Here is a 26,254-nt window from a genome sequence, read left to right on the forward strand (position 1 = left end):
CTGACATCCCGGGGGTGCCCCCGCCCCCCACCCCCCCCCCCCCCCCCCCGGGGCCCCCCCCCCCCCCCGGGGCCCGCGCCCCCCCCCCCCCCCCCCCCCCGGGGGGGCCCCGCCCGGGCCCGGGCCGGGCCCCCGACGGCGGCGCTGTCGCAGCGTCAGCGGTAGTTCACGAACTGGATCGCGAACTCCAGGTCCTTGCCCTTGAGCAGCGCCTGGATGGTCTGCAGGTCGTCACGGCTCTTCGAGCTGACCCGCAGCTCGTCACCCTGCACCTGCGCCTTGACGCCCTTCGGGCCCTCGTCGCGGATGATCTTCGCGACCTTCTTCGCGTCGTCCTGGGAGATGCCCTCCTTCACGTCCGCGGTGATCCGGTACTCCTTGCCGGAGAGCTGCGGCTCGCCCGCGTCGAGCGCCTTGAGCGACAGGCCACGCTTGATGAACTTGTCCTTCAGCACGTCCAGGATCGCCTTAACGCGCTCCTCGCCGTTGGCCTTCATCTCGATCTTCTCGCCCGACCGCTTGACCTCGCCGCCGACGTTCTTGAAGTCGAACCGGGTGGCGATCTCGCGGGAGGTCTGGTTGATCGCGTTGTCGACCTCCTGCCACTCGACCTTCGAGACGATGTCGAAACTGGAGTCGGCCATGGTGTCTTGGTCTCCTTGATGCTCTGGCTTCACTGTCCGCCCCCACCCCCAACGGAGCAGGCGCCGCCCAAGCCTATCCACCCCCACCCCCGCCCGCCCCCGCCAGCCACGCCCCACCTCCTTGATCATCACGTGACCGACCGAGTGGCGACGCACCCCCATCCATCAGGTATCGTTTACGAGGTCGAACGGGGCAGCGCCCCGCGAGACACCATCCTGGCTGGTTGCCCGAGCGGCCAAAGGGAGCAGACTGTAAATCTGCCGCGCAAGCTACGCAGGTTCGAACCCTGCACCAGCCACAGGATAAAAGAAGGGCCCCCGACCAGCGGAAACGCCGGTCAGGGGCCCTTCTGCCGTGCCGGGGTGCGGTCAGTCGGAGCGTTGGTAGCGGTGGAGGCCCACTTCGGGGTCGGGTCAGAGATCGAGCCTGAGGTCCTTGCGCATCGCTTCGCGCAGATCGGCGTTGACCTTCCAGAGATCGGCCCGGGCCCGTAGGTACGGCTGCGACCGGACGTCCGGTTCGGTGATGAGAGTGTCCCGGACCTGCTCCAGGGCCTTGGCCGCGTCGATCCGCAGCGAGATGATCTCGGTGGGAGCCGTCAGGGAAAGTGTCCGCCGACAGGTCCAGGTGCCGGAACCATCCAGTACCTGGAAGCCGGCCGCGCCCGAGAAGTCCTCCCGGAAAGTGGCCGCTCGCAGCTCCGAATGGCTACGGCTCGGCGCGGTGAGGAAGTCGACGTAGACGGTGCGGCGGGTCTGCAGCCAGCGATCCGCGCCGTCGTGGCGCCGGCCGAAGCGATCGACGGTCAGGCCCGTGCCCACTTCGACGACGGCCCCGACGAGCGTGCCCAGCGGTGCGACCCAGTCCACGCGGTAGAGCTGGCAAGGCGACCAGGGCAAGTCACCGGTTCACCCAAGTGGGCTGCAGGAGAAGGTGGTCGGGGTGGCCGGAGGTGGACCAACGGCCGGAGCCCCGCGCTCCCCGGTGGGGGAGGCGGGGCTCCGGTGCGTGAGGGGCCCGGGGTCAGGCGCCCGTGGCGGCGGTGAAGCGGTTGGTGACGTCGGTCCAGTTGACGACGTCCCAGAGGCGGGTGACGTAGTCGGGGCGGACGTTCTTGTACTGGAGGTAGTAGGCGTGCTCCCAGGCGTCGAAGGCGAGGAGCGGGGTGGTGCCCTGGCCGACGTTGCCGTGGTGGTCGTAGACCTGCTCGACGATCAGGCGCTTGCCCAGGGGCTCCCAGGAGAGGATGCCCCAGCCGGAGCCCTGGACGCCGACGGTGGCGGCGGTGAGCTGCTTCTTGAAGGCCTCGAAGGTGCCGAAGTGCTCGGTGATGGCGTCGCCCAGGGCGCCGTCGGGGCGGTCGCCGCCGTCCGGGGAGAGGTTCTCCCAGAAGAGGGAGTGCAGGACGTGGCCGGAGAGGTGGAAGCCGAGGGTCTTCTGCAGGCCGACCAGGCCGCCGAAGTTCTCCTTCTCGCGGGCCTCGGCGAGCTGCTCGAGGGTGGTGTTGGCGCCGGCCACGTAGGCGGCGTGGTGCTTGGAGTGGTGCAGCTCCAGGATCTCGGCGGACATCGCCTTCTCCAGGGCGGAGTAGTCGTACGGCAGATCGGGGAGCGTGTACTGACCCATGAGTAGAGGGCTCCTAGTCGTTGTGCATAGGGGTCTTGGCGTGCCGGACCCAACACTATTGCGTATGGCTTGCAATTACCTGCTGATGGCAGCAGAGTGTTCGGCGGGGGTGGCCGGCCCGTGTCCAGCCACCTGCTGATGTACGCCCCGGCCGTCGCGTCGGGAGTCCCTCCGCCCGTGCTGATCGTCTTCCCAACCGGCGCCCGCCGGGACGTCCGGTCCGCCACCCCCGCCACCGCCGACCGCAGGTGAGCGTCCATCAGGACGAATCGGGACACGCCGGACATTCGACGGCCCCGGGAACCTGACGCTCCGGCACTTACGCTCGCGAGTGTGTTCAACCTGCCCCAGGCGCTGAAGCGTCTCGTGATCGGCCGGGCCATGCGCAGTGAGGAGCTGGGCGAGACCCTGCTGCCCAAGCGGCTGGCGCTGCCGATCTTCGCTTCCGACCCGCTCTCCTCGGTGGCCTACGCCACCCAGGAGATCCTGCTGGTGCTCACCGTCGGCGGCACCGCCTTCCTCTACCTCACCCCCTGGGTCGCGGCGGGCGTCGTCGCGCTGATGGTGGTCGTGGTGCTGTCGTACCGTCAGGTGGTGCACGCCTACCCCAGCGGCGGCGGGTCCTACGAGGTGGTGTCCAGGAACCTCGGGCCCAACTCGGGGCTGGTGGTGGCCGCCTCACTGCTAGTCGACTACGTGATGACGGTGGCGGTCTCGGTCGCCTCCGGGGTGGCGAACGTCATCTCCGCCCTGCCGAGCCTGGTGGACCACCGGGTGGTGCTGGCCGTCGGTTTCGTGGCGGTGCTGACGGCGATGAACCTGCGCGGCGTCCGGGAGTCCGGCAACGCCTTCGCCGCGCCGACGTACCTGTTCATCGGCGGCATCCTGATCATGGTGGGCACCGGTCTGGTCCGGTACCTGCTCGGGGACGCGCCGGTGGCCGAGAGCGCCGAGTACGGGATCACGCCGGAGCCGGGGGACGAGACCTTCGCCGGGTTCGCGCTGCTGATGCTGGCGCTGCGGGCGTTCGCCTCCGGCTGTACGGCGCTGACCGGTGTCGAGGCGATCTCCAACGGGGTGCCAGCCTTCCAGAAGCCGAAGTCGAGGAACGCCGCCACCACGATGGCCGTGATGGGCATCACCGCGATCGTGATGTTCTCCGGCATCACCACACTGGCGGTGGTCGCCAAGGTGCACATCACCGACGACAGCTGCCAGCTGGCCGGATTCACCGGGGACTGCGGCACGCCGCAGCAGACCGTGATCGCCCAGCTCGCGGCGGCGATCTTCGGCGGCGACCACAGCATCCCGTTCTACCTGATCCAGGCGGCCACCGCGCTGGTGCTGGTCCTGGCGGCGAACACCGCCTTCAACGGCTTCCCGCTGCTGGCCTCGATCCTGGCCGAACACCGCTACCTGCCCCGCCAGTTGCACACCCGGGGCGACCGCCTCGCGTTCTCCAACGGCATCATCGCGCTCGCCCTGGTGGCCGGCGGGCTGCTCTGGCTGTACGACGCCGACGTCACCAGCCTGATCCACCTCTACATCCTCGGCGTCTTCACCTCCTTCACGCTGTCCCAGATCGGCATGGTCCGGCACTGGGACCGCACCCTGGGCGAGCAGCCGACCCCGCAGGTCCGGCGGGACGCGCACCGGGCGCGGGTGATCAACGCGGTGGGCGCCGTCGTCACCGGGCTGGTGCTGGTGATCGTGCTGGCCACCAAGTTCGTCCAGGGCGCCTGGCTGGCGGTGCTCGCCGCCACCGTGCTCTGGCTGATGATGCGCGGCATCCGGCGCCACTACGACCGGGTGGCCGAGGAGCTGGCGGTGGCCGACCCGCACGAGGAGTCGGTCCGCCCGGCCAAGGTGCACGGGATCGTGCTGGTCTCCAAGCTGCACAGGCCGACCCTGCGCGCGCTCGGCTACGCCCAGGCGTTCAAGCCGGACACCCTGGAGGCGCTGACGGTCGAGGTGGAGAAGGACTCCACGGCCGAACTGCGGTCGCAGTGGGACGAGTTCGACGTCCAGGTGCCGTTGAAGGTGCTCGACTCGCCGTTCCGGGAGATCACCCGACCGGTGGTCGGCTACGTCCGGAGTGTCCGCCGGGGGAGTCCGCGCGACGTGGTGGCGGTGTTCATCCCCGAGTACGTGGTCGGCCACTGGTGGGAGAACCTGCTGCACAACCAGTCGGCCCTGTGGCTGAAGAGCCGACTGCTCTTCACCCCCGGCGTGATGGTGATCAGCGTCCCCTGGCAGCTCAACTCCTCGGCGGCGGCCAACCACCCGACCCGCCGCGCGCCGGGGGCGGTCCGCTGGGGCGAACCCGCCAACCCGGCCGCGAAGTAGGCCGGGCGGCTCGGACCGGGCGAGGCAGCTCGGACCAGGCGCCTCAGCCCGGGGTGTTCTGCCGGGGGAGCGCCAGCGCCACCGTGTCGGCGAACTCCCGGACGGCGCTGGTCCGGCTGACCACCCGGCCGCTGTGGATCACCAGCCGGCTGTGCCCGCCGGCCAGTGCCCCGGCCAGCGAGTCGCCCCGGACCGCGAGCAGCTCGGCCGGGAAACCGGCGTCGACCCGGACGGGCGGCAGCCCGAGGACGGTCCTGGCCCGGTTGGCGACCGCCTCGTACGCCGCCTCCGGGCTGAGCCCGCCACCCGCCGCGAGCAGGTACGCGGCCTCCAGCGGGTCGGCCCGGCCGACCGGGTTGGCGAGGTCCCGCAGGCCGCCCGCACCCGCCGCCAGCTGGACCCCGGCCTCGGTCAACTCCCGGACCAGGAACGGGCGCAGGGGGGCGGGCGGGCCTTCGAGGCCGACGCAGCCGCCGTTCTGCGGCAGGCAGACCACCCGCAGTCCTGCGCCCGCCAGCACCGCTGCGCCGCCGTCCGTCAGCGCACTCACCGGGCCGATCGTGACCCGGGGCCGGAGCGGCGCCAACACGGAGGCCAAACGGGCGAGTTGGGCCGGATCGCCGCCCCGGGTGTGCAGGTCCACCGGACAGTCCGCCTCGCGGGCCGCCTCCAGCAGGACCTGGACGTAGCCCAGCGGGTCCGGGTCGAGGTCCGGGCAGCCGCCGGCCGCCGCCGCGCCGAGCTTGAGCGCGTCCCTGAGCTGGGCCCGGCCGTCCGCGCCGGCCCGGCCGGTGAGCAGCCGGGGCATCGCCACCGCCTGGAGCTCGGCCAGGCCGCGCAGCGCCTGGCGGGCCGTCAGGACTGCCTCCAGTCGGCGCAGCCCGTGCACGTCGCCGATCCGGACGTGGGTGCGCTGGGCGGTGGCCCCGTACCCGAGCGCGGTGAGCGCGCCCTCGGTGACCCGGCGGATCAGGTCGGCGGGGGTCTCCGGCGGTGGCGTGGGCAGGGCGGCGGAGAAGGCCACGTCGTAGTGCGCGTGCGGCTCGGCGGGGGCGGGCAGCAGCAGGTAGCCGCCGAGGTCGATCCGGGCGCCGGTGGTGCTGGTGCCGCCGCCGGGCGTGGCGGGCAGCGGACCGAGGCTGCCGGTGGTGCCGACGGCCTGGATCCGGTCGCCGCTGATCCGGACGTCCACCACCCGCCCGTCGGTGAGCCGCGCGTTGGCGAGCAGCAGCACCGGGCCGTGGCCCAGTGGGTTGGGGTTCTTCGACGATCCCTCGCCCGGGTGCGGCCCCTCGGCGGGTGCGCTGTCCGCGGTCATCGGCCGGCTCCTCGCTGCCCGGCGGCCTCGGGGCGCCCCGGGAGCCGCAAGATCACTGGGGGTCGAGCCTATGGGGAGGAGGGGCGGGCGGCGCGGAGGCTCGCAGCAGTCGTACCGGGTCGGGACGGCCGGAGCCGTCGGTTCCCAGGCGCGGTCGAACGCGGGTGCTGCACAGGAGCGTCCGTACGGGCCGCCCACCTGCGATCTTCCGGGCCGGATACGGATTTCACCTCTGGCCGGGAAACGTGTAATCTCTTCCTCGTTCGCCCCTATAGCTCAGTCGGTAGAGCGTCTCCATGGTAAGGAGAAGGTCTGCGGTTCGATTCCGCATGGGGGCTCTGATGAGAAGGAGCCAGACCTCGGTCTGGTGACGGATCATCAAAGCGGTGTAGCTCAGTTGGTAGAGCAAGCGGCTCATAATCGCTGTGTCACCGGTTCAAGTCCGGTCACCGCTACCCCGCGTAGTCGGTCGGGAGATCGAACTCCCGATCGGCTACTCTTGTTGTGTCATCACCCATTTTTTAGGAAGGCACTCCCGTGGCTGCCACCGACGTCCGCCCGAAGATCACGCTGGCCTGCGTGGAGTGCAAGGAGCGGAACTACATCACCAAGAAGAACCGGCGCAACGACCCGGACCGTCTTGAGATGAAGAAGCACTGCCCCCGTTGCAACTCGCACACCGCGCACCGCGAGACCCGCTGACCCCGCAAGGCGTCGTCGGGCCTGGTGTGATCAGGCTCTAGGCTCCAGGCCGTGTCCCGCAAGGGGCACGGCCTGGAGCTTTTTCCGTACCTGCCGTCCCAGCGCACCAGCTGTGTGACCCACCGTCAGAGGAGTAGCCCATGGCCCTGGACCCCTCGTTCATCGGGCGGACGTACCCGCCCACCGAGCCGTACGAGGTAGGCCGGGAGAAGATCCGCGAGTTCGCGGTCGCGATCGGTGACGCCAACCCGGCGTACACCGATCCGGAGGCCGCGAAGGCGCTCGGGTATCCGGAAGTGATCGCGCCGCCGACCTTCCCGTTCGTGATCACCTACGAGGCCGCGGCCCAGGTGGTGAACGACCCCGAGCTGGGTCTGGACTACACCCGCGTGGTGCACGGGGACCAGAAGTTCACCTACAGCCGCCCGGTGCACGCCGGGGACCGGCTGACCGTCAGCGTCGCCATCGACGCGATCAAGTCGCTGGCCGGCAACGACGTGCTGACCGTCAGCGGCCGGGTGCACGACGAGAGCGGCGAGCACGTGGTGACCGCGATCATGACGCTGGTGGCCCGGGCCGCCGACCAGGCGGGGGAGTGACCAGGATGACCATCAACTTCGACCAGGTCGAGGTCGGCACCGAGCTGCCCGCCCAGTCCTTCCCGATGACCCGCGCCACGCTGGTCCGGTACGCGGGCGCCTCGGGTGACTTCAACCCGATCCACTGGAACGAGAAGTTCGCGGTCGAGGTCGGCCTGCCCGACGTCATCGCGCACGGCATGTTCACCATGGCCGAGGCGATCCGGGTGGTCACCGACTGGGTCGGCGACCCGGGCGCGGTGCTCGACTACGGGGTCCGCTTCACCCGGCCCGTGCCCGTCCCCAACGACGGCGTCGGCACCGTGATCGAGGTCACCGGCAAGGTCGGGGCCCTGCTGGACGACCGCCGGGTCCGGGTCGACCTGCTGGTGAAGAACGGCGAGAACAAGGTGCTCAACATGTCCCGCGCGGTGGTCCAGCTCGGCTGAACCCGGACACGAGGGCCGTCCTGCCCACCGGGCGGGGCGGCCCTCACCGCTGCCCCCGTACGCTGGGGTCGTGCTTGTTGAACTGGACGCCCCCCTCGCCCCGCTGACCACCCTCCGGCTCGGTGGGCCGGCCCGTCGCCTGGTGACCGCCGGTACGGACGAGGAGGTCGTCGAGACCGTCCGGGCGGCCGACCTGGCGGGCGAACCGCTGCTGGTGATCGGCGGCGGCTCCAACCTGGTGATCGGCGACCGGGGCTTCGACGGGACGGTGCTGCGGATCGCCACCACCGGCTTCATCCTGGACGGCACCGAGCTGGAACTGGCCGCCGGCGAGGTCTGGGCCGACGCGGTGACCCGGTCGGTGGACGCCGGGCTGGCCGGCATCGAGTTCCTGGCCGGCATCCCCGGCTCGGCCGGAGCCACCCCGGTGCAGAACGTCGGCGCCTACGGCCAGGAGGTGGCCGGCAGCATCACCGAGGTGGTCGCCTACGACCGCCGGGCCGACGAGGTGGTCACCCTGACCAACGCCGAGTGCGAGTTCTCCTACCGGCACAGCCGCTTCAAGGCCGACCCCGAGCGGTACGTGGTGCTCCGGGTCCGGTTCCGGCTGGCGGACGCCGATGGGCGGTCCACCCCGGTCCGCTACGCCGAGGTGGCCCGCACCCTGGGCGTCGAGGCCGGTGAACGGGTCGCGCTGCGGACCGCCTACAAGACCGTGCTCGGCCTCCGGGCGGGCAAGGGCATGGTGCTCGACCCGGCCGACCACGACACCTGGTCGGCGGGCTCGTTCTTCACCAACCCGGTGCTGACGGCCGACCAGTACGCCGACTTCCTGACCCGGCTGGGGGAGCGCACGGCACCCGCCTACCCCGCGCCGGGTGGTTGCACCAAGACCTCCGCCGCCTGGCTGATCGACCAGGCCGGCTTCGGCAAGGGCTACGGAGCGGGCGCCGCCACCCTCTCCACCAAGCACACCCTCGCCCTCACCAACCGGGGCACCGCCTCCACCGCCGACCTGCTCGGGCTGGCCCGGGAGATCCGCGACGGCGTCCGCACCACGTTCGGCGTCGACCTGGTCAACGAACCCGTCATGATCGGCGTCACCCTCTAGCGCACAGCGCAACCCCCAGGGGCTCGGGGCTCTGCTTTTGGCAGGTGCTCAGCCCGCTACGGAGTCAGGGGCTCGGGGAACTGCGACGCCGGCCCTTGCAAGGTGATCGTCGCGTAGGTGGTCAGGCACTTTGCCGTGATACCCGCCCGCCAGATCTCCTCGCAGTTCCCCGAGCCCCTGGACCGTAGCCCCGGAGTGCCTGCGAAAGGTGCAGTCCCCGAGCCCCTGGACCGTAGCCCCGGAGCGCCTGCCAAAAGTGCAGCGCCGGGAGTCAGGCGTTGAGCCAGGCGTCGATGTCGGCCAGGAGCTGCTTCCGGACGGCGTCCGGGGCTCGGGTGGCGCGGACGGACTGGCGGGCCAGCTCCGCGAGTTCGGCGTCGCTGAAGCCGTGCACGTCGCGGACCAGGTCGTACTGGTCGGCCAGCCGGGAGCCGAACAGCAGCGGGTCGTCGGCACCGAGCGCCATCGGGACGCCCGCCTCGAACAGCTTCCGCAACGGCACCTCCTCGGCCCGCTCGTAGACCCCGAGCGAGACGTTCGAGGACGGGCAGACCTCGCAGGTGATCTGACGGTCCGCCAGTCGCTGCATCAGGCGCGGGTCCTCGGCGGCCCGGACCCCGTGGCCGATCCGGCCCGCGCCGAGGTCGTCCAGGCAGTCCCGGACCGACTCGGGGCCGGAGAGCTCGCCGCCGTGCGGGGCGGCCAGCAGTCCGCCCCGCACGGCGATCGCGAAGGCCCGGTCGAAGTCCCGGGCCAGGCCCCGCCGTTCGTCGTTGGAGAGGCCGAAGCCGACCACGCCCTGGTCGGCGTACCGGACCGCGAGGCGGGCCAGCGTGCGGGCGTCCATCGGGGACTTCATCCGGTTGGCCGCGACCAGCACCCGGATACCGACGCCGGTCGTGGCGGAGGCGTCCCGGACGGCGTCCAGGATCAGTTCGAGGGCCGGGATCAGCCCGCCGAGCCGGGGCGCGTACGAGGTGGGGTCGACCTGGATCTCCAGCCAGCGGGAGCCGTCGGCGGCCTCGTCCTGGGCGGTCTCCAGCACCAGCCGCCGGATGTCGGACTCGTCCCGCAGCACCGACCGCGCGGTGTCGTACAGCCGCTGGAACCGGAACCAGCCCCGCTCGTCGGTGGCCCGCAGCCGGGGCGGCTCGCCGGAGCTGAGCGCCTCGGGCAGCCGGACCCGGTGCTTGTCGGCCAGCTCCAGCAGGGTGGCGGGCCGCATCGAACCGGTGAAGTGCAGGTGCAGATGGGCCTTCGGCAGGCTCCGGACATCACGCTGGCGTTCCATTCACCGATCCTGCCGTATCAGGGCCCCGAACGGGAACCGCCCCTTTCACATCCCTCGAAGGGGTGAAAGGGGCGGCCGCCTGAGAAACCGTCAGGCGCGGGCCTCGCCGAGCAGCTTCTGCATCCGGCCGATGCCCTCGGCCAGGTCGGCGTCGCCGAGCGCGTACGACAGCCGCAGGTAGCCGGGGGTGCCGAAGGCCTCGCCGGGCACGACCGCGACCTCGGCCTCGTCCAGGATCAGGGTGGCCAGCTCGGCCGAGGTGGCCGGGCGCTTGCCGCGGATCTCCTTGCCGAGCAGGTCCTTGACCGCGGGGTAGACGTAGAACGCGCCCTCGGGCTCGGGGCAGAACACGCCGTCGATCTCGTTCAACATCCGCACGATGGTCTTCCGGCGGCGGTCGAACGCGGCCTTCATCTCGTCCACCGCGGCCAGGTCGCCGGAGACGGCGGCCAGCGCGGCGCGCTGCGCCACGTTGGAGACGTTGGAGGTGGCGTGCGACTGGAGGTTGGCGGCGGCGTTCACCACGTCCTTCGGGCCGATCAGCCAGCCCACCCGCCAGCCGGTCATCGCGTAGGTCTTTGCCACGCCGTTGACCACGATGCACTTGTCGGCCAGCTCGGGCAGCAGGGCCGGCAGCGAGGTGAAGGTGGCGTCGCCGTAGACCAGGTGCTCGTAGATCTCGTCGGTGAGCACCCAGAGGCCGTGCTCCAGGGCCCAGCGGCCGATCGCCTCGGCCTCCGCCTCGGTGTAGACCGAGCCGGTCGGGTTGGACGGCGAGACGAAGAGCACCACCTTGGTGTTCTCGGTGCGGGCCGCCTCCAGCTGCTCGACCGAGACCTTGTACCCGGTGGTCTCGTCCGCGACGACCTCGACCGGCACGCCGCCGGCCAGCTTCACGGCCTCCGGGTAGGTGGTCCAGTACGGCGCCGGGATGATGACCTCGTCGGCCGGGTCCAGGATCGCGGCGAAGGCCTCGTAGATGGCCTGCTTGCCGCCGTTGGTGACCAGCACCTGGGAGGCGTCCACCTGGTAGCCGGAGTCGCGCAGCGTCTTCGCGGCGATCGCGGCCTTGAGCTCCGGCAGGCCGCCGGCCGGGGTGTAGCGGTGGTTCTTCGGGTCCTGGCAGGCGGCGACGGCGGCGTCGACGATGTAGCCGGGGGTCGGGAAGTCCGGCTCTCCGGCGCCGAAGCCGATCACGGGGCGGCCGGCCGCCTTGAGGGCCTTCGCCTTGGCGTCCACCGCGAGGGTGGCGGACTCGGCGATGGCACCGACACGGGCGGAGACGCGGCGGTCTGCGGGGCGGGGGGTGGGAGCGCTCATGCCGCAATCGTGGCAGAGTCCGCCGCGCGGGGGCACAGCGGTTTCAGCATGTGTACGGATCCGTCCACCATCCGTACCCGCCGGTGGGCGGTCGGTGAAGGGGGTTCGACCAAACGCCCCGGAGCACGTACACTCACTGCTCGATGGCTCCCGAAGTGCGGCTCCACCGGTGCGTAACTCACGCAGCGACTCGGATGCGGTAGGTTGGTGGTCATCTCCGGAGCCGCAAAGCTCCGTAGGGCAATAGCTCAATTGGTAGAGCACCGGTCTCCAAAACCGGCGGTTGGGGGTTCAAGTCCCTCTTGCCCTGCTGCTTGAACCGTATCCAGCCCGTTCGCTCCACAGGAGTGAGCGGGCTTGATGCGGAGATGGCTCCATCGCACTGCATTCGCCGGATCGCCCGCACCCACGCGGAGCGACGCTCGGCAGGACCCGGATTCAGGTGAGGACGAGTGACGGAGACCACGGGCTCCACCGCAACGCCTGAGAGCGGCAACCCCGAGGGTGCCGACGGCGCGGAGGCTACTTCCGCCGACGTCAACGACAAGGTGCCCTCGCGTCGCGACCGTAAGCGTGCCCAGAAGGCCGAGGGCGGTGACGGCGAGAAGAAGTCCGGCAAGCGGGCGAAGAAGAGCATCTTCGCTCGGACCGCGCTGTTCTACCGCCAGATCATTGCCGAACTGCGCAAGGTCGTCTGGCCGACTCGCAACGAGCTGACCCAGTACACCACCGTCGTGGTGGTCTTCGTGGTCGTGGTCATGGGCCTGGTGGCCAGCATGGACTACGGCTTCTCCAAGCTCAGCCTGTGGGTGTTCGGCTGATCGGCCGTCACCTTCCAGCTCCATCCCGACCCGGGCCGTGCAAACGGTCCGGGTCGAGCTGTCGGCGCACTCAGGGCGATCCCGCTACCGTTGACTCGGTACTGTGGAGGTATCCGAGTTGTCCCCGCAACGTGCCCGCGAGGGCGCCGGACGGCCCGGAGCGTTCCAACTCACATCCCAGGAAAGAAGCAGCCACCGTGTCTGAGTCCCCCCTGTACGACGCCGACGAGACCGTCCGCGAGGCGGATGTCGCGGCCGAGGCTGCTGACGTCGAGGACGCCGAGCAGATCCTGGACGCGGTCGACGCCGACCAGGACGAGGTCGAGGCTGCGGACGAGGCCGAGGCGGGCGTGCCGGCCGAGCAGGACGCGGTGCACGAGGTGACCGAGGACGAGTCCCCCGAGGAGGAGGACGACGCCGAGGCCGCTGAGATCGAGGACGAGACCGAAGCCGAGGACGACACCGAAGCCGAGGCTGAGGACGCCGAGGTCGAGGACGAGGTCGAGATCGACCCGGTCGTCGCCTTCCGGGAGCAGCTCCGCACCGCGCCGGGCGAGTGGTACGTCATCCACACCTACGCCGGGTACGAGAACCGGGTGAAGCAGAACCTGGAGCAGCGCTCCGTCTCGCTGAACGTCGAGGACTACATCTTCGAGTCCGCCGTTCCGCAGGAGGAGGTCGTCCAGATCAAGAACGGCGACCGGAAGACCGTCCGGCAGAACAAGCTCCCCGGCTACGTGCTGGTCCGGATGGACCTCACCCCCGAGTCCTGGGGCGTCGTGCGCAACACCCCCGGTGTCACCGGCTTCGTCGGCAACGCCTACGACCCGTACCCGCTGACCCTGGACGAGGTCGTCAAGATGCTCGCCCCCGACGTCGAGCGCGACGCGGCCAAGGCCGCCGGCAAGGCGTCCCCGCACCGTCCGGTCGAGGTCCAGGTGCTCGACTTCGAGGTCGGCGACTCGGTCACCGTCACCGACGGTCCGTTCGCCACCCTGCAGGCGACCATCAACGAGATCAACCCGGACTCGAAGAAGGTCAAGGGCCTGGTCGAGATCTTCGGCCGGGAGACCCCGGTCGAGCTGTCGTTCGACCAGATCCAGAAGAACTAGTCCAAGCCTTCGGGTTCGGGGCGGAGCTTCGGCTCCGCCCTTCGGGCTCTCCGCCCACCACGGGCCGGAGAGCCCGAACCCGTTTTGGTCCAGGCCGCATCAGCGGTTAGCCTGGTCCGATGTGTGTCCTGCCCGGCCGGGTGTCGCTCCGGCCGCGGACGCACCAGTAATCCACTCTCGGAAGGACCCGGAGAGCATGCCTCCCAAGAAGAAGAAGGTCACGGGGCTTATCAAGCTCCAGATCAAGGCCGGCGCGGCCAACCCGGCTCCGCCGGTCGGCCCCGCGCTGGGTCAGCACGGCGTCAACATCATGGAGTTCTGCAAGGCCTACAACGCCGCGACCGAGTCGCAGCGCGGCATGATCGTGCCGGTGGAGATCACGGTCTACGAGGACCGCAGCTTCACCTTCATCACGAAGACGCCGCCGGCCGCGCGCCTCATCCTGAAGGCCGCCGGCGTGGACAAGGGCTCGGCCGAGCCGCACAAGACCAAGGTCGCGAAGCTCACCAGCGCCCAGGTCCGCGACATCGCCACCACCAAGCTCCCCGACCTGAACGCCAACGACCTGGACGCGGCGGCGAAGATCATCGCCGGCACCGCCCGGTCGATGGGCATCACCGTCGAGGGCTGAAAAGCCCCTCAGTCCACCGTGGTAGGGCCCAGCGCGGCCCGTCCCACGAACTCCATTCACCTTCAGGAGAAGCAGTGAAGCGCAGCAAGGCTCTCAAGGCCGCGGACGCCAAGGTCGACCGCGCCAAGATCTACGCTCCCCTCGAGGCCATCCGCCTCGCGAAGGAGACCTCCACCGCCAAGTTCGACGCGACCGTCGAGGTTGCCATGCGCCTGGGTGTCGACCCGCGCAAGGCCGACCAGATGGTCCGCAGCACCGTGATCCTTCCGCACGGCACCGGTAAGACCGCTCGGGTCCTGGTCTTCGCGACCGGCGAGCGTGCCGAGGCCGCGCGTGCTGCGGGCGCCGACATCGTTGGCTCGGACGAGCTCATCGACGAGGTCGCCAAGGGCCGTCTGGACTTCGACGCCGTCGTCGCCACCCCGGACCTCATGGGCAAGGTCGGCCGCCTCGGCCGCGTGCTCGGCCCGCGTGGTCTGATGCCGAACCCGAAGACCGGCACCGTCACCCCCGATGTCGCGAAGGCTGTCAACGACATCAAGGGCGGCAAGATCGAGTTCCGCGTCGACAAGCACTCGAACCTGCACTTCATCATCGGTAAGGCCTCCTTCACCGACGAGCAGCTGGTCGAGAACTACGGCGCCGCGCTGGACGAGGTCCTCCGGGCCAAGCCGTCCGCCGCGAAGGGTCGCTACATCAAGAAGACCGCGATCTCCACCACGATCGGCCCCGGCATCCAGGTCGACCCGAACCGCACCCGGAACCTCCTCGTCGAGGAGGACCCGGCCTCCGTCTGAGCCCTCGTGCTCCAGCGGTAACCGTGTTCAACGGGCCCGCACTCCCTTCGAGGGGGGTGCGGGCCCGTCGGCGTAGGCACATCAATTAGAGTCCGCATGCCGAGATCCGAACGACGGGGGAGACTTCCATGCGGGACCTGCGGACGATTGCCGTCACGGCACTGCTGGTGGGCGGCCTGACCGCCTGCGGCGCGAGCGGATCGGACTCGAAGGAGGAGGCGGCCAGGCCCTCGACGTCGGCCACCGCCACGGGCAGCCCGGCCGCCTCCGGTACGGCGGCCCCGCAACCGGGTGACGCCTCCGCCGCCGCCACCCCCGGGGCCGGCCAGGCCCCGGCGCCCGCCGGGGCGCCCAAGGACGTGCTGCTGGCGGCTGCCGGGGTGATGGCCAAGGCCGGCAGCGCCGCCCTGGTGGTCAGCACCGGGGGAGCCGACACCGGCAGCGGCGCACTGCGCTGGGGCCAGCCGGCCGCCGCCGACCTGACCTTCAAGGTGGACGGGCAGGACGGCAAGCTGCGCTCGGCCGCCGGGGTCAGCTACGTCGGGGCCTCCCCGGAGACCTCCGCGCTGGCCGGTGGCCGGCACTGGATGAAGGTGGACGCCGCGGCGCCCGCCAACGGCGCGGGCCTGTCGGCCGGCGGCGAGGACGCCCGGACGCTGGCCGTCCTGATGAAGGTGCTGGACCCGGCGGTGCCGCTGGCGGTCGGTGCGGCCAGCCCTGGGCTGGCCAAGGTCGGGGTCGAGCAGGTGAACGGCGCCGAGGCGGTGCACTTCCACGTCACCGGGGTGGCCCAGGCGCTGGTCGGCGCGATGGCCGGGCTGACCGAGGACCAGAAGGGCCAGGCGCTGGCCGAGCTCGGCAAGGGCGGCGGCGCGCTGGACCTCTGGGTCAACGGCCGGAACGAGCTGGTCCAGCTCCGCAGCGCCGACCTGACCCCGACCAGGACGGGCGAGATGACGGTGCGTTACACCGAGCTCGGCAAGGCCCCCGAGGTGGCCGCCCCGCCGGCCGCGGATGTGTTCGAGGTCGCAGATCTGCTCAAGGGCTTCAGCGGCTGAGGTCCGCGTGACAGGGTGGCGGAGGGAACGGCGGCGGCTGGAGGACAGGGTGACGGCAGGTCAGCGGTCGGCGGCCGCGGCGATGGCCGTGCTGCTGCTCACCGGAGTGGCCGGCTGCGGCAGCGGCGGGCCCGGCCCGGGCCCCAGCGCCACCCCCTCGGCCAGCCCGGTGCCCACCGGCCTGCCCAGCCCCACCGACCGTTCGCCGCACGGCGTGCTGCTCTCCGCCCAGCTGGCGATGAGCGGCGCCCGCCGGGCCGAGTTCGCCTACCGGCTGGGCGGCGAGCAGGCCACCGGGATGCTGTTCTGGGCGCCGAAGACGGTGCTCAAGGTCAAGTACCCGGACACCGCCGAGCAGCTGATCGTGCTGGACACCACCGCCTACCGGGGCGGCGACCAGGGCACCGCCGAACGGACCGGCGGGCGGCACTGGGAGAAGTACACCGTGCCGGGCGGCCAGCGGGAGATCCCGTACGCCGGGCTGGTCGACCGGCTCAACCCGATGGTGGCGCTGACCGCGGCGATCGCCGCCGACGGCCCGCAGCTGGTCGGCGAGGAGGAGCTGGGCGAGGTGACCGTCCAGCACTACCGGGTGAAGCTCGGGGCGGACCGGTACGTCGCCGCGCAGACCCAGCTGACCGCCACCCGGCAGCAGGCCCTGCAGGGCGCGCTGGCGGCCGCCGGGGTGCGGCAGCTCACCCTGGACCTCTGGCTGAACGACAAGGACCAGCTGGTCCAGCTCCGCCGCAGCGGCGACGGCGGACCGGACGACACCGTGACCTACAAGGGCCTCGGCGGCGCCCTCTCCGTGCAGGCCCCGGCCGAGAGCGACACCGTGGACGCCGGCCGGAGCCTCCCGCCGCTCGCCTCCTGACGGATTTGGCCGATTCGCGCCGGGTCGAGTACGGTGGGGGCTGCCAAAGACCGCTGGTTGTCGGCCGCGCCCGCAAGGGTGCTGACGACCGAAGGTTCCGCGACTCGTCGCGGACAGCCCGCGCAGGAGTGTTTGGAGCTTGGACTTCCGGTCCGTGCGGCTTGCCGCCAGGATCGTCGAGGTCATTCAGAGCCCCGTGCGCCTGCGCACCGGGGCTCTCACTGTTTCTGCAGAGCTTCCTGGCCGGTGGTTTGAGGCGTTGGATGGTCGACTGTTCGAAGGTCGGCCTGACTTCGACATCACGGAAGGAGGCGTAAGCCTATGGCAAGGCCCGACAAGGCTGCTGCCGTCGCCGAGCTCACGGACAAGTTCCGTGCCTCGAACGCGACGCTGCTCACCGAGTACCGCGGTCTCACGGTGAAGCAGGTCAAGACCCTGCGTCGCTCGCTGGGGGACAACGCCCAGTACGCCGTGGTGAAGAACACGCTGACCAAGATTGCGGCCAATGAGGCCGGGATCTCCGAGCTGGACGACCTGTTCTCGGGTCCGACGGCTGTTGCCTTCGTCACCGGTGACCCGGTGGAGTCGGCGAAGGCTCTGCGTGACTTCGCCAAGGACAACCCCGCACTCATCATCAAGGGCGGTGTCCTTGACGGTAAGGCGCTGTCCGCCGATGACATCAAGAAGCTCGCGGACCTCGAGTCCCGCGAGGTGCTGCTCGCCAAGTTCGCGGGTGCCATGAAGGCCAAGCAGTCCCAGGCTGCCGCGCTCTTCCAGGCTCTCCCGTCGAAGCTCGTCCGCACCGTGGACGCGCTTCGCGACAAGGTCGAGCAGGGCGGTGCCGGTGCGCCGGCTCCCGCCGCCGAGGACGAGGCCGCCGAATAATTCGGCAGGCTCACGCCTCGCTGCGGGCCAGTGCCCGCCCAATCCGTACATCCGGCACCTACCTGCCGATTTAGTGGAAGGACGCCAATCATGGCGAAGCTGACCCAGGACGAGCTGCTCGCGCAGTTCGAGGAGCTCACCCTCATCGAGCTCGCTGCCTTCGTGAAGGCCTTCGAGGAGAAGTTCGACGTCACCGCTGCCGCCCCGGTCGCCGTTGCCGCCGCCGGTGGCGCCGGTGTCGTGGCCGAGGCCGCTGAGGAGCAGGACGAGTTCGACGTCATCCTCGACTCGGCCGGCGACAAGAAGATCCAGGTCATCAAGGAGGTGCGCGCCCTCACCTCCCTCGGCCTGAAGGAGGCGAAGGACCTCGTTGACGGCACCCCCGCCACCGTCCTGGAGAAGGTTGCCAAGGACGCTGCCGAGAAGGCCAAGGCCCAGCTCGAGGGCGCCGGCGCCAAGGTCACCGTCAAGTGACCCAGTGCCCCCTCTGAGGGGGCGCGAGGCCGGGCCGATCACCCTTGCGGGTGGTCGGCCCGGCCTTTTTGCGTACCCGGGTACGGCCCTGCGCCACCCGTTCGCAGTCCGGGATCCACCCGGTCGGCGGGCAGCCGTCACCGGCCTGGCGGACTGTGTACTCGGCCACTGTCGGCAGGGCCCGGTAGGGTGAGCGCTGTCCTCGGGGGAGGCTCCCACCACGGGTTCTGTAACGCGGTGGCCTGCTCGGACGATGAACGCTTCGAGGTCCGCACTCCGGTGAGGGCCTTGACGAACTCAGGCGGGCGCGCGATTCTCAAGGCGCGCCCCCAGGAGGCGAGTCCAACCGGTCGATGCGGTTCCGGATGCATATTCGGTGCCGCTGACGGGAACTGACTCTTGGTGAGGTGCGGTGGCCCGGAGCGTCCGGGGCACGGCGGAGCGGTATGAGGGGAGTCTCCGATTCGGTCTCCGAATCAGAGCTTGTCAGCAGTGTGCCTTTTGGCTACACTGTCCCTTTGCGCTGCCTGTTAGCTGCCCCGTGACTCGTCGCCCGGAGCAAGCACTGCCCTGAAGGGGCCTGGCACCGCCTCCGCGAAGCGGCTCTGACCTGGGGTTTCCACCCCGGCTGAGACCCACGGCGCCGGGGGTGGGGTCAGCCCGTCGAGGCCGGCCGGTATGCGCGCAGTGAGCTCCGAGCCCTCGGAAGGACCCCCCTCTTGGCCGCGCCGCGCAACGCCTCGAACAACGCCAATTCCACCGCCCCGCTCCGCGTCTCTTTCGCGAAGATCAAGGAGCCCCTCGAGGTCCCGAACCTCCTGGCCCTGCAGACCGAGAGCTTTGACTGGCTCCTCGGCAATGCGGCCTGGAAGTCTCGCGTCGAGGCGGCCCTGGAGAGTGGTCAGGACGTCCCCACCAAGTCCGGTCTGGAGGAGATCTTCGAAGAGATCTCGCCGATCGAGGACTTCAGTGGGTCGATGTCGCTGACCTTCCGCGACCACCGTTTCGAGCCGCCGAAGAACTCGATCGACGAGTGCAAGGACCGCGACTTCACGTTCGCGGCCCCGCTCTTCGTCACGGCCGAGTTCACCAACAACGAGACCGGTGAGATCAAGTCCCAGACGGTCTTCATGGGCGACTTCCCGCTCATGACCCACAAGGGCACCTTCGTGATCAACGGCACCGAGCGTGTCGTGGTCTCGCAGCTGGTCCGCTCCCCGGGCGTGTACTTCGACTCCACCCTGGACAAGGTCTCCGACAAGGACATCTACTCCTGCAAGGTGATCCCCTCGCGGGGTGCCTGGCTGGAGATGGAGATCGACAAGCGCGACATGGTCGGTGTCCGCATCGACCGCAAGCGCAAGCAGTCGGTCACCGTACTGCTGAAGGCCCTCGGCTGGACGAACGAGATGATTCTCGAGGAGTTCGGTGAGTACGAGTCGATGCGCGCCACCCTGGAGAAGGACCACACCCAGGGCCAGGACGACGCGCTGCTCGACATCTACCGCAAGCTGCGCCCCGGCGAGCCGCCGACCCGCGAGGCCGCGCAGACGCTTCTGGAGAACCTCTACTTCAACCCGAAGCGCTACGACCTCGCCAAGGTCGGCCGTTACAAGGTCAACCGCAAGCTGGGCAACGCCGAGTCGCTGGACTCCGGCGTGCTCACCGAGCCCGACATCATCGGTGCGATCAAGTACCTGGTGAAGCTGCACGCGGGCGAGACCGACTGGCGGGACGACGAGGGCCGCGACATCGTCGTGGAGGTCGATGACATCGACCACTTCGGCAACCGTCGTCTGCGCAACGTCGGCGAGCTGATCCAGAACCAGGTCCGTACGGGTCTCGCCCGGATGGAGCGCGTCGTGCGCGAGCGCATGACCACCCAGGACGTCGAGGCGATCACGCCGCAGACCCTGATCAACATCCGGCCGGTCGTCGCCTCCATCAAGGAGTTCTTCGGCACCAGCCAGCTGTCGCAGTTCATGGACCAGACGAACCCGCTCTCGGGTCTGACCCACAAGCGTCGTCTGTCCGCGCTCGGCCCCGGTGGTCTGTCCCGTGAGCGGGCCGGCTTCGAGGTCCGTGACGTGCACCCCTCGCACTACGGCCGCATGTGTCCGATCGAGACCCCCGAAGGCCCGAACATCGGTCTGATCGGCTCGCTCGCGTCCTACGGCCGGGTGAACGCCTTCGGCTTCATCGAGACCCCGTACCGGAAGGTCATCGACGGTGTCGTGACCGAGGCGGTCGACTACCTCACGGCAGACGAGGAGGACCGCTACGTCATCGCGCAGGCCAACGCCCCGCTGACCGACGAGCTGACCTTCGCCGAGCCGCGTGTCCTGGTCCGCCGCCGTGGTGGCGAGATCGACTACATCCCGGGCACCGAGATCGACTACATGGACGTCTCGCCGCGCCAGATGGTGTCGGTCGCGACCGCCATGATCCCGTTCCTCGAGCACGACGACGCCAACCGCGCGCTCATGGGCTCCAACATGATGCGTCAGGCGGTGCCGCTGCTGAAGAGCGAGGCACCCGTGGTCGGCACCGGCATGGAGTACCGCTGCGCGGTCGACGCCGCCGACGTGATCGTGGCCGAGAAGGCCGGTGTGGTCCAGGAGGTCTCGGCCGACTACGTCACCGTGGCCAACGACGACGGCACCTACACCACGTACCGCGCCGCCAAGTTCACCCGCTCCAACCAGGGCACCTCCTTCAACCAGAAGGTCCTCGTCGACGAGGGCGCCCGGGTCGAGCTCAACCAGGTGCTGGCCGACGGCCCGTGCACCGACCAGGGTGAGATGGCGCTCGGCAAGAACCTGCTCGTGGCGTTCATGTCCTGGGAGGGTCACAACTACGAGGACGCGATCATCCTGTCGCAGCGCCTCGTGCAGGACGACGTCCTCTCCTCGATCCACATCGAGGAGCACGAGGTCGACGCCCGTGACACCAAGCTGGGCCCGGAGGAGATCACCCGGGACATCCCGAACGTCTCCGAGGAGGTCCTCGCCGACCTCGACGAGCGCGGCATCATCCGGATCGGTGCGGACGTCGTCACCGGCGACATCCTGGTCGGCAAGGTCACGCCCAAGGGGGAGACCGAGCTGACCCCGGAGGAGCGCCTGCTCCGCGCGATCTTCGGCGAGAAGGCCCGTGAGGTCCGCGACACCTCGCTGAAGGTGCCGCACGGTGAGTCCGGCAAGGTCATCGGCGTCCGCGTCTTCGACCGCGAAGAGGGCGACGAGCTGCCCCCGGGCGTGAACCAGCTGGTCCGCGTCTACGTGGCGCAGAAGCGCAAGATCACCAACGGTGACAAGCTGGCCGGCCGTCACGGCAACAAGGGCGTCATCTCGAAGATCCTGCCGGTCGAGGACATGCCGTTCCTGGAGGACGGCACCCCGGTCGACATCATCCTCAACCCGCTGGGTGTCCCGTCCCGAATGAACCCGGGCCAGGTCCTGGAGATCCACCTCGGGTGGCTCGCCAAGCAGGGCTGGGACGTCTCCGGCCTCGCCGAGGAGTGGGCCCAGCGCCTGCAGGTGATCGGCGCGGACAAGGTCGAGGGTGGCACCAACCTGGCCACCCCGGTCTTCGACGGCGCCCGCGAGGACGAGATCACCGGCCTGCTGGACCACACCACCCTCACCCGTGACGGTGAGCGCCTGGTGAACTCCACCGGCAAGGCCCGGCTCTACGACGGCCGCTCCGGCGAGCCGTTCCCGATGCCGGTCTCGGTCGGTTACATGTACATCCTGAAGCTGCACCACCTGGTCGACGACAAGCTGCACGCCCGTTCGACCGGTCCGTACTCGATGATCACCCAGCAGCCGCTCGGTGGTAAGGCGCAGTTCGGTGGTCAGCGATTCGGTGAGATGGAGGTGTGGGCCCTTGAGGCGTACGGCGCCGCCTACGCGCTGCAGGAACTCCTCACCATCAAGTCCGACGACGTTCTCGGCCGGGTGAAGGTCTACGAGGCCATCGTCAAGGGCGAGAACATCCCCGAGCCGGGCATTCCCGAGTCCTTCAAGGTGCTCATCAAGGAAATGCAGTCGCTCTGCCTCAACGTGGAGGTGCTGTCCTCGGACGGCCAGTCCATCGAGATGCGGGACTCCGACGAGGATGTCTTCCGTGCCGCCGAGGAGCTCGGCATTGACCTGTCCCGGCGCGAGCCGAGCAGCGTCGAAGAGGTCTGACGGAGGTTGGGCCGGCCACCACGTGTGGCCGGCCCGCCCCCAGGCCCCCTCAGACCAGATGAACACCTTTCGACTTACGAAAGAGGGCTTGACGACCAGTGCTTGACGTCAACTTCTTCGACGAGCTCCGCATCGGCCTCGCGACCGCCGACGACATCCGCCAGTGGTCCCACGGCGAGGTCAAGAAGCCGGAGACCATCAACTACCGCACCCTGAAGCCGGAAAAGGACGGGCTCTTCTGCGAGAAGATCTTCGGCCCCACCCGGGACTGGGAGTGCTACTGCGGCAAGTACAAGCGCGTCCGCTTCAAGGGCATCATCTGTGAGCGCTGTGGCGTCGAGGTCACTCGCGCCAAGGTGCGTCGTGAGCGGATGGGCCACATCGAGCTGGCCGCGCCGGTCACCCACATCTGGTACTTCAAGGGTGTCCCCAGCCGCCTCGGCTACCTGCTCGACCTGGCGCCGAAGGACCTCGAGAAGGTCATCTACTTCGCCGCCTACATGATCACCTGGGTGGACGACGAGCGTCGCCAGCGCGACCTCCCGTCCCTGGAGGCGCATGTCTCGGTCGAGCGTCAGCAGATCGAGAACCGCCGCGACTCCGACCTCGAGGCCCGGGCCAAGAAGGCCGAGACCGACCTGGCCGAGCTCGAGGCCGAGGGCGCCAAGGCCGACGTGCGCCGCAAGGTGCGCGAGGGTGCCGAGCGCGAGATGAAGCAGCTGCGCGACCGTGCGCAGCGCGAGCTGGACCGTCTGGACGAGGTCTGGGCGCGCTTCAAGAACCTCAAGGTCCAGGACCTCGAGGGCGACGAGCTGCTCTACCGCGAGCTGCGCGACCGCTTCGGCACGTACTTCTCCGGCTCGATGGGCGCCGCGGCGCTCAAGGACCGCCTGGAGACGTTCGACCTCGCCGAGGAGTCCGAGCGCCTGCGCGAGATCATCCGGACCGGCAAGGGCCAGAAGAAGACCCGGGCGCTCAAGCGCCTCAAGGTCGTCTCCGCCTTCCTGCAGACCACCAACAAGCCCAACGGCATGGTGCTGGACTGCGTCCCGGTCATCCCGCCGGACCTGCGTCCGATGGTGCAGCTGGACGGTGGCCGCTTCGCGACCTCCGACCTGAACGACCTGTACCGCCGCGTGATCAACCGCAACAACCGTCTGAAGCGTCTGCTCGACCTCGGTGCCCCCGAGATCATCGTGAACAACGAGAAGCGGATGCTCCAGGAGGCGGTCGACGCCCTCTTCGACAACGGCCGTCGTGGTCGCCCGGTCACGGGCCCCGGCAACCGTCCGCTGAAGTCCCTCAGCGACATGCTGAAGGGCAAGCAGGGTCGTTTCCGTCAGAACCTGCTCGGCAAGCGAGTCGACTACTCGGCCCGTTCGGTCATCGTCGTCGGCCCGCAGCTCAAGCTGCACCAGTGCGGTCTGCCGAAGGCCATGGCGCTGGAGCTCTTCAAGCCGTTCGTGATGAAGCGCCTGGTGGACCTCAACCACGCGCAGAACATCAAGTCGGCGAAGCGCATGGTCGAGCGCGCCCGCCCGGTGGTCTGGGACGTCCTCGAAGAGGTCATCGCCGAGCACCCGGTGCTGCTGAACCGTGCACCCACCCTGCACCGCCTCGGCATCCAGGCCTTCGAGCCCCAGCTGGTCGAGGGCAAGGCCATCCAGATCCACCCGCTCGTCTGCACCGCGTTCAACGCGGACTTCGACGGTGACCAGATGGCCGTCCACCTGCCGCTCTCCGCGGAGGCGCAGGCCGAGGCCCGCATCCTGATGCTGTCCTCGAACAACATCCTGAAGCCGGCCGACGGTCGCCCCGTCACCATGCCGACCCAGGACATGGTGCTCGGTCTGTTCTTCCTGACCTCGGACCGGGAGAGGGTGAAGGGCGGTGGCCGTTCCTTCACCTCCGCCGCCGAGGCCGTGATGGCCTTCGACGCCAAGCAGATCGACGTCCAGGCCGTGATCGACATCCGCCTGCCGATCGGCACCGTCCCGCCCCGTGGCTGGACCCCGCCGGTCGACGAGGACGGTCAGTCGACCTGGTTCGAGGGCGAGTCCTTCCGCCTGAAGACCACCCTGGGCCGCGCGCTCTTCAACGAGCTGCTGCCCGAGGACTACCCGTTCGTCGACTACGAGGTGGGCAAGAAGCAGCTCTCCGCGATCGTCAACGACCTGGCCGAGCGGTACCCCAAGGTCGTCGTGGCGGCGACCCTGGACAACCTGAAGGCGGCCGGTTTCCACTGGGCCACCCGCTCGGGTGTCACGGTGTCGATCTCCGACGTCGTGGTCCCGCCGAACAAGCCGCAGATCCTCGAGGGCTACGAGGCCCAGGCCGAGAAGGTGCAGCGTCAGTACGAGCGCGGCCTGATCACCAACGAGGAGCGCAAGAGCGAGCTCATCGGCATCTGGACCCGTGCGACCAACGAGGTCGCCGAGGCGATGAACGCCAACTTCGAGAAGACGAACCCCATCTTCATGATGGTGGACTCGGGCGCTCGAGGAAACATGATGCAGATGCGTCAGATCGCCGGTATGCGTGGTCTGGTGTCGAACGCGAAGAACGAGACCATCCCGCGGCCGATCAAGGCGTCGTTCCGTGAGGGTCTCACCGTGCTGGAGTACTTCATCTCCACCCACGGTGCCCGTAAGGGTCTGGCCGACACCGCGCTGCGTACCGCCGACTCCGGCTACCTGACCCGTCGTCTGGTGGACGTCTCCCAGGACGTCATCATCCGCGAGGAGGACTGCGGCACCGAGCGCGGCCTCAAGCTGGCGATCGGCGTGGTCGAGAACGGCGTCCTGCGCAAGACGGACGACGTCGAGACCAGCGTCTACGCCCGCATGCTGGCCGAGGACATCACGGTGGACGGCAAGCTGCTGGCCACCGCGAACACCGACCTCGGTGACGTCCTGATCGACGAGCTGATCCGCCACGGCATCAGCGAGGTCAAGACCCGCTCGATCCTGACCTGTGAGTCGGCAGTCGGCACCTGTGCCTTCTGCTACGGCCGTTCGCTGGCCACCGGCAAGCTGGTCGACATCGGTGAGGCGGTCGGCATCATCGCCGCCCAGTCCATCGGTGAGCCCGGTACCCAGCTGACGATGCGTACCTTCCACACCGGTGGTGTGGCCGGTGACGACATCACGCAGGGTCTGCCCCGTGTCGTCGAGCTCTTCGAGGCCCGTACCCCCAAGGGTGTGGCCCCGGTTGCCGAGGCTCAGGGCCGGGTCCGGATCGAGGACACCGAGAAGACCCGCAAGCTCGTCGTCACCCCCGACGACGGCAGCGACGAGATCGCCTACCCGATCTCCAAGCGCATCAAGCTGCTGGTCTCCGAGGGCGAGGCGGTCGCGGTCGGCCAGAAGCTGACCGCCGGCACGATGAACCCGCACGACGTCCTGCGCATCATGGGCCAGCGTGCCGTCCAGATCCACCTGGTGGCCGAGGTCCAGAAGGTCTACAACTCGCAGGGTGTGTCGATCCACGACAAGCACATCGAGATCATCATCCGGCAGATGCTCCGCCGTGTGACGATCATCGAGTCGGGCGACGCCGAGCTGCTCCCGGGCGAGCTCGTCGAGCGTGGCCGCTTCGAGACCGAGAACCGTCGCGTGGTCTCCGAGGGCGGTCACCCCGCCTCAGGTCGTCCGCAGCTGATGGGTATCACCAAGGCCTCGCTGGCCACCGAGTCCTGGCTGTCGGCGGCCTCCTTCCAGGAGACCACCCGGGTGCTCACCGACGCGGCGATCCACGCCAAGTCGGACCCGCTCCTTGGCCTCAAGGAGAACGTCATCCTCGGTAAGCTCATCCCGGCCGGTACGGGTCTGCCCCGCTACCGCAACATCCGGGTCGAGCCCACCGAAGAGGCCAAGGCCGCGATGTACTCGGCCGTCGGCTACGACGACTACGACCTGTCGCCGTTCAGCGCCGGCTCCGGCCAGGCGGTTCCGCTGGACGACTACGACTACGGCCCCTACACCGGCTGAGTCACGGTCACCTGATCGCACGCAGGGCGGTCAC

Annotated in this window: 22 protein-coding genes and 4 tRNA genes; 20 read left to right on the forward strand and 6 right to left on the reverse strand. The window is 69.5% G+C overall.

Annotation, left to right across the window (positions count from 1 at the left end; genetic code table 11):
* Positions 1-155: 155 nt before the first annotated feature.
* Complete coding sequence (locus ACIRPK_RS11790; RefSeq protein ID WP_057231451.1) at positions 156-644, reverse strand: YajQ family cyclic di-GMP-binding protein; 489 nt, start codon at positions 642-644, stop codon at positions 156-158.
* Between the two features lie 218 nt (positions 645-862).
* Here ACIRPK_RS11790 and ACIRPK_RS11795 point away from each other — a divergent pair.
* A tRNA-Tyr gene (locus ACIRPK_RS11795) sits at positions 863-943 on the forward strand.
* 115 nt (positions 944-1,058) lie between these two features.
* Here ACIRPK_RS11795 and ACIRPK_RS11800 read toward each other — a convergent pair.
* Together ACIRPK_RS11800 and ACIRPK_RS11805 are read right to left on the reverse strand one after the other, a co-directional pair.
* On the reverse strand, positions 1,059-1,514 hold the full coding sequence (locus tag ACIRPK_RS11800) for a hypothetical protein (protein WP_403036506.1): 456 nt from the start codon (positions 1,512-1,514) through the stop codon (positions 1,059-1,061).
* Between the two features lie 154 nt (positions 1,515-1,668).
* Positions 1,669-2,271 carry a superoxide dismutase gene (locus tag ACIRPK_RS11805; RefSeq protein WP_403036509.1) on the reverse strand — a complete coding sequence of 201 codons (603 nt, stop codon included), beginning with the start codon at positions 2,269-2,271 and terminating at the stop codon, positions 1,669-1,671.
* A gap of 120 nt (positions 2,272-2,391) precedes the next feature.
* Between ACIRPK_RS11805 and ACIRPK_RS11810 the strand changes: the two genes are divergently transcribed.
* Together ACIRPK_RS11810 and ACIRPK_RS11815 are read left to right on the forward strand one after the other, a co-directional pair.
* Positions 2,392-2,523 carry a hypothetical protein gene (locus ACIRPK_RS11810; protein WP_403036512.1) on the forward strand — a complete coding sequence of 44 codons (132 nt, stop codon included), beginning with the start codon at positions 2,392-2,394 and terminating at the stop codon, positions 2,521-2,523.
* A 129-nt stretch (positions 2,524-2,652) separates the two neighbouring features.
* A complete protein-coding gene (locus ACIRPK_RS11815; protein ID WP_403036885.1) occupies positions 2,653-4,617 on the forward strand; it encodes an APC family permease in 1,965 nt (654 codons plus the stop codon).
* Positions 4,618-4,660: 43 nt separating this feature from the next.
* Here the strand turns inward: ACIRPK_RS11815 and ACIRPK_RS11820 are convergent, their stop codons facing one another.
* A complete protein-coding gene (locus tag ACIRPK_RS11820; protein WP_403036514.1) occupies positions 4,661-5,935 on the reverse strand; it encodes a hydrolase in 1,275 nt (424 codons plus the stop codon).
* A gap of 265 nt (positions 5,936-6,200) precedes the next feature.
* Between ACIRPK_RS11820 and ACIRPK_RS11825 the strand changes: the two genes are divergently transcribed.
* The 6 genes from ACIRPK_RS11825 to ACIRPK_RS11850 all read left to right on the forward strand — a co-directional run bounded on the left by ACIRPK_RS11825 (position 6,201) and on the right by ACIRPK_RS11850 (position 8,775).
* Positions 6,201-6,273 (forward strand) — tRNA-Thr (locus ACIRPK_RS11825).
* A 44-nt stretch (positions 6,274-6,317) separates the two neighbouring features.
* Positions 6,318-6,390, forward strand: a tRNA-Met gene (locus tag ACIRPK_RS11830).
* 82 nt (positions 6,391-6,472) lie between these two features.
* The gene (gene rpmG / locus ACIRPK_RS11835; protein ID WP_006604855.1) at positions 6,473-6,637 is read left to right on the forward strand and encodes a 50S ribosomal protein L33; all 165 of its coding nucleotides are present in this window, start codon (positions 6,473-6,475) and stop codon (positions 6,635-6,637) included.
* A 140-nt stretch (positions 6,638-6,777) separates the two neighbouring features.
* Positions 6,778-7,236: a MaoC family dehydratase N-terminal domain-containing protein gene (locus ACIRPK_RS11840; protein ID WP_403036516.1), complete on the forward strand. Its 459-nt coding sequence runs from the start codon at positions 6,778-6,780 to the stop codon at positions 7,234-7,236.
* A 5-nt stretch (positions 7,237-7,241) separates the two neighbouring features.
* Positions 7,242-7,664, forward strand: coding sequence for a MaoC family dehydratase (locus ACIRPK_RS11845; protein ID WP_403036519.1), 423 nt, complete (start codon positions 7,242-7,244; stop codon positions 7,662-7,664).
* A 70-nt stretch (positions 7,665-7,734) separates the two neighbouring features.
* The gene (locus tag ACIRPK_RS11850) at positions 7,735-8,775 is read left to right on the forward strand and encodes a UDP-N-acetylmuramate dehydrogenase (RefSeq protein ID WP_403036521.1); all 1,041 of its coding nucleotides are present in this window, start codon (positions 7,735-7,737) and stop codon (positions 8,773-8,775) included.
* Positions 8,776-9,046: 271 nt separating this feature from the next.
* On the opposite strand, the gene ACIRPK_RS11855 is transcribed toward ACIRPK_RS11850, so the two are convergent.
* Positions 9,047-10,066 carry an adenosine deaminase gene (locus tag ACIRPK_RS11855; protein WP_403036523.1) on the reverse strand — a complete coding sequence of 340 codons (1,020 nt, stop codon included), beginning with the start codon at positions 10,064-10,066 and terminating at the stop codon, positions 9,047-9,049.
* 90 nt (positions 10,067-10,156) lie between these two features.
* Complete coding sequence (locus ACIRPK_RS11860) at positions 10,157-11,386, reverse strand: pyridoxal phosphate-dependent aminotransferase (protein ID WP_403036525.1); 1,230 nt, start codon at positions 11,384-11,386, stop codon at positions 10,157-10,159.
* A 237-nt stretch (positions 11,387-11,623) separates the two neighbouring features.
* On the opposite strand from ACIRPK_RS11860, the gene ACIRPK_RS11865 reads away from it, so the two are divergent.
* The 11 genes from ACIRPK_RS11865 to ACIRPK_RS11915 all read left to right on the forward strand — a co-directional run bounded on the left by ACIRPK_RS11865 (position 11,624) and on the right by ACIRPK_RS11915 (position 26,220).
* Positions 11,624-11,696: transfer RNA gene (locus ACIRPK_RS11865), tRNA-Trp, on the forward strand.
* Positions 11,697-11,838: 142 nt separating this feature from the next.
* Positions 11,839-12,207 (forward strand): preprotein translocase subunit SecE, encoded by a 369-nt coding sequence (gene secE / locus ACIRPK_RS11870; protein WP_403036527.1) that lies wholly within the window; start codon positions 11,839-11,841, stop codon positions 12,205-12,207.
* A gap of 197 nt (positions 12,208-12,404) precedes the next feature.
* On the forward strand, positions 12,405-13,319 hold the full coding sequence (gene nusG, locus ACIRPK_RS11875; RefSeq protein ID WP_403036530.1) for a transcription termination/antitermination protein NusG: 915 nt from the start codon (positions 12,405-12,407) through the stop codon (positions 13,317-13,319).
* A gap of 196 nt (positions 13,320-13,515) precedes the next feature.
* Positions 13,516-13,950: a 50S ribosomal protein L11 gene (rplK, locus tag ACIRPK_RS11880; RefSeq protein ID WP_403036533.1), complete on the forward strand. Its 435-nt coding sequence runs from the start codon at positions 13,516-13,518 to the stop codon at positions 13,948-13,950.
* 74 nt (positions 13,951-14,024) lie between these two features.
* Positions 14,025-14,747, forward strand: a complete 723-nt coding sequence (gene rplA / locus ACIRPK_RS11885; protein WP_403036536.1) for a 50S ribosomal protein L1 — start codon at positions 14,025-14,027, stop codon at positions 14,745-14,747.
* A gap of 128 nt (positions 14,748-14,875) precedes the next feature.
* Positions 14,876-15,805: a hypothetical protein gene (locus ACIRPK_RS11890; RefSeq protein ID WP_403036539.1), complete on the forward strand. Its 930-nt coding sequence runs from the start codon at positions 14,876-14,878 to the stop codon at positions 15,803-15,805.
* A 49-nt stretch (positions 15,806-15,854) separates the two neighbouring features.
* Positions 15,855-16,679, forward strand: coding sequence for a hypothetical protein (locus ACIRPK_RS11895; protein ID WP_403036542.1), 825 nt, complete (start codon positions 15,855-15,857; stop codon positions 16,677-16,679).
* A 321-nt stretch (positions 16,680-17,000) separates the two neighbouring features.
* On the forward strand, positions 17,001-17,564 hold the full coding sequence (rplJ, locus tag ACIRPK_RS11900) for a 50S ribosomal protein L10 (protein WP_403036545.1): 564 nt from the start codon (positions 17,001-17,003) through the stop codon (positions 17,562-17,564).
* Positions 17,565-17,654: 90 nt separating this feature from the next.
* A complete protein-coding gene (rplL, locus tag ACIRPK_RS11905; RefSeq protein ID WP_403036548.1) occupies positions 17,655-18,038 on the forward strand; it encodes a 50S ribosomal protein L7/L12 in 384 nt (127 codons plus the stop codon).
* Between the two features lie 719 nt (positions 18,039-18,757).
* The gene (gene rpoB / locus ACIRPK_RS11910) at positions 18,758-22,231 is read left to right on the forward strand and encodes a DNA-directed RNA polymerase subunit beta (protein ID WP_403036551.1); all 3,474 of its coding nucleotides are present in this window, start codon (positions 18,758-18,760) and stop codon (positions 22,229-22,231) included.
* A gap of 98 nt (positions 22,232-22,329) precedes the next feature.
* Positions 22,330-26,220 carry a DNA-directed RNA polymerase subunit beta' gene (locus tag ACIRPK_RS11915; RefSeq protein WP_403036554.1) on the forward strand — a complete coding sequence of 1,297 codons (3,891 nt, stop codon included), beginning with the start codon at positions 22,330-22,332 and terminating at the stop codon, positions 26,218-26,220.
* Positions 26,221-26,254: the final 34 nt, after the last annotated feature.

The organism is Kitasatospora sp. NPDC101801 (genome assembly GCF_044766665.1).
Classification (GTDB): Bacteria; Actinomycetota; Actinomycetes; order Streptomycetales; family Streptomycetaceae; genus Kitasatospora.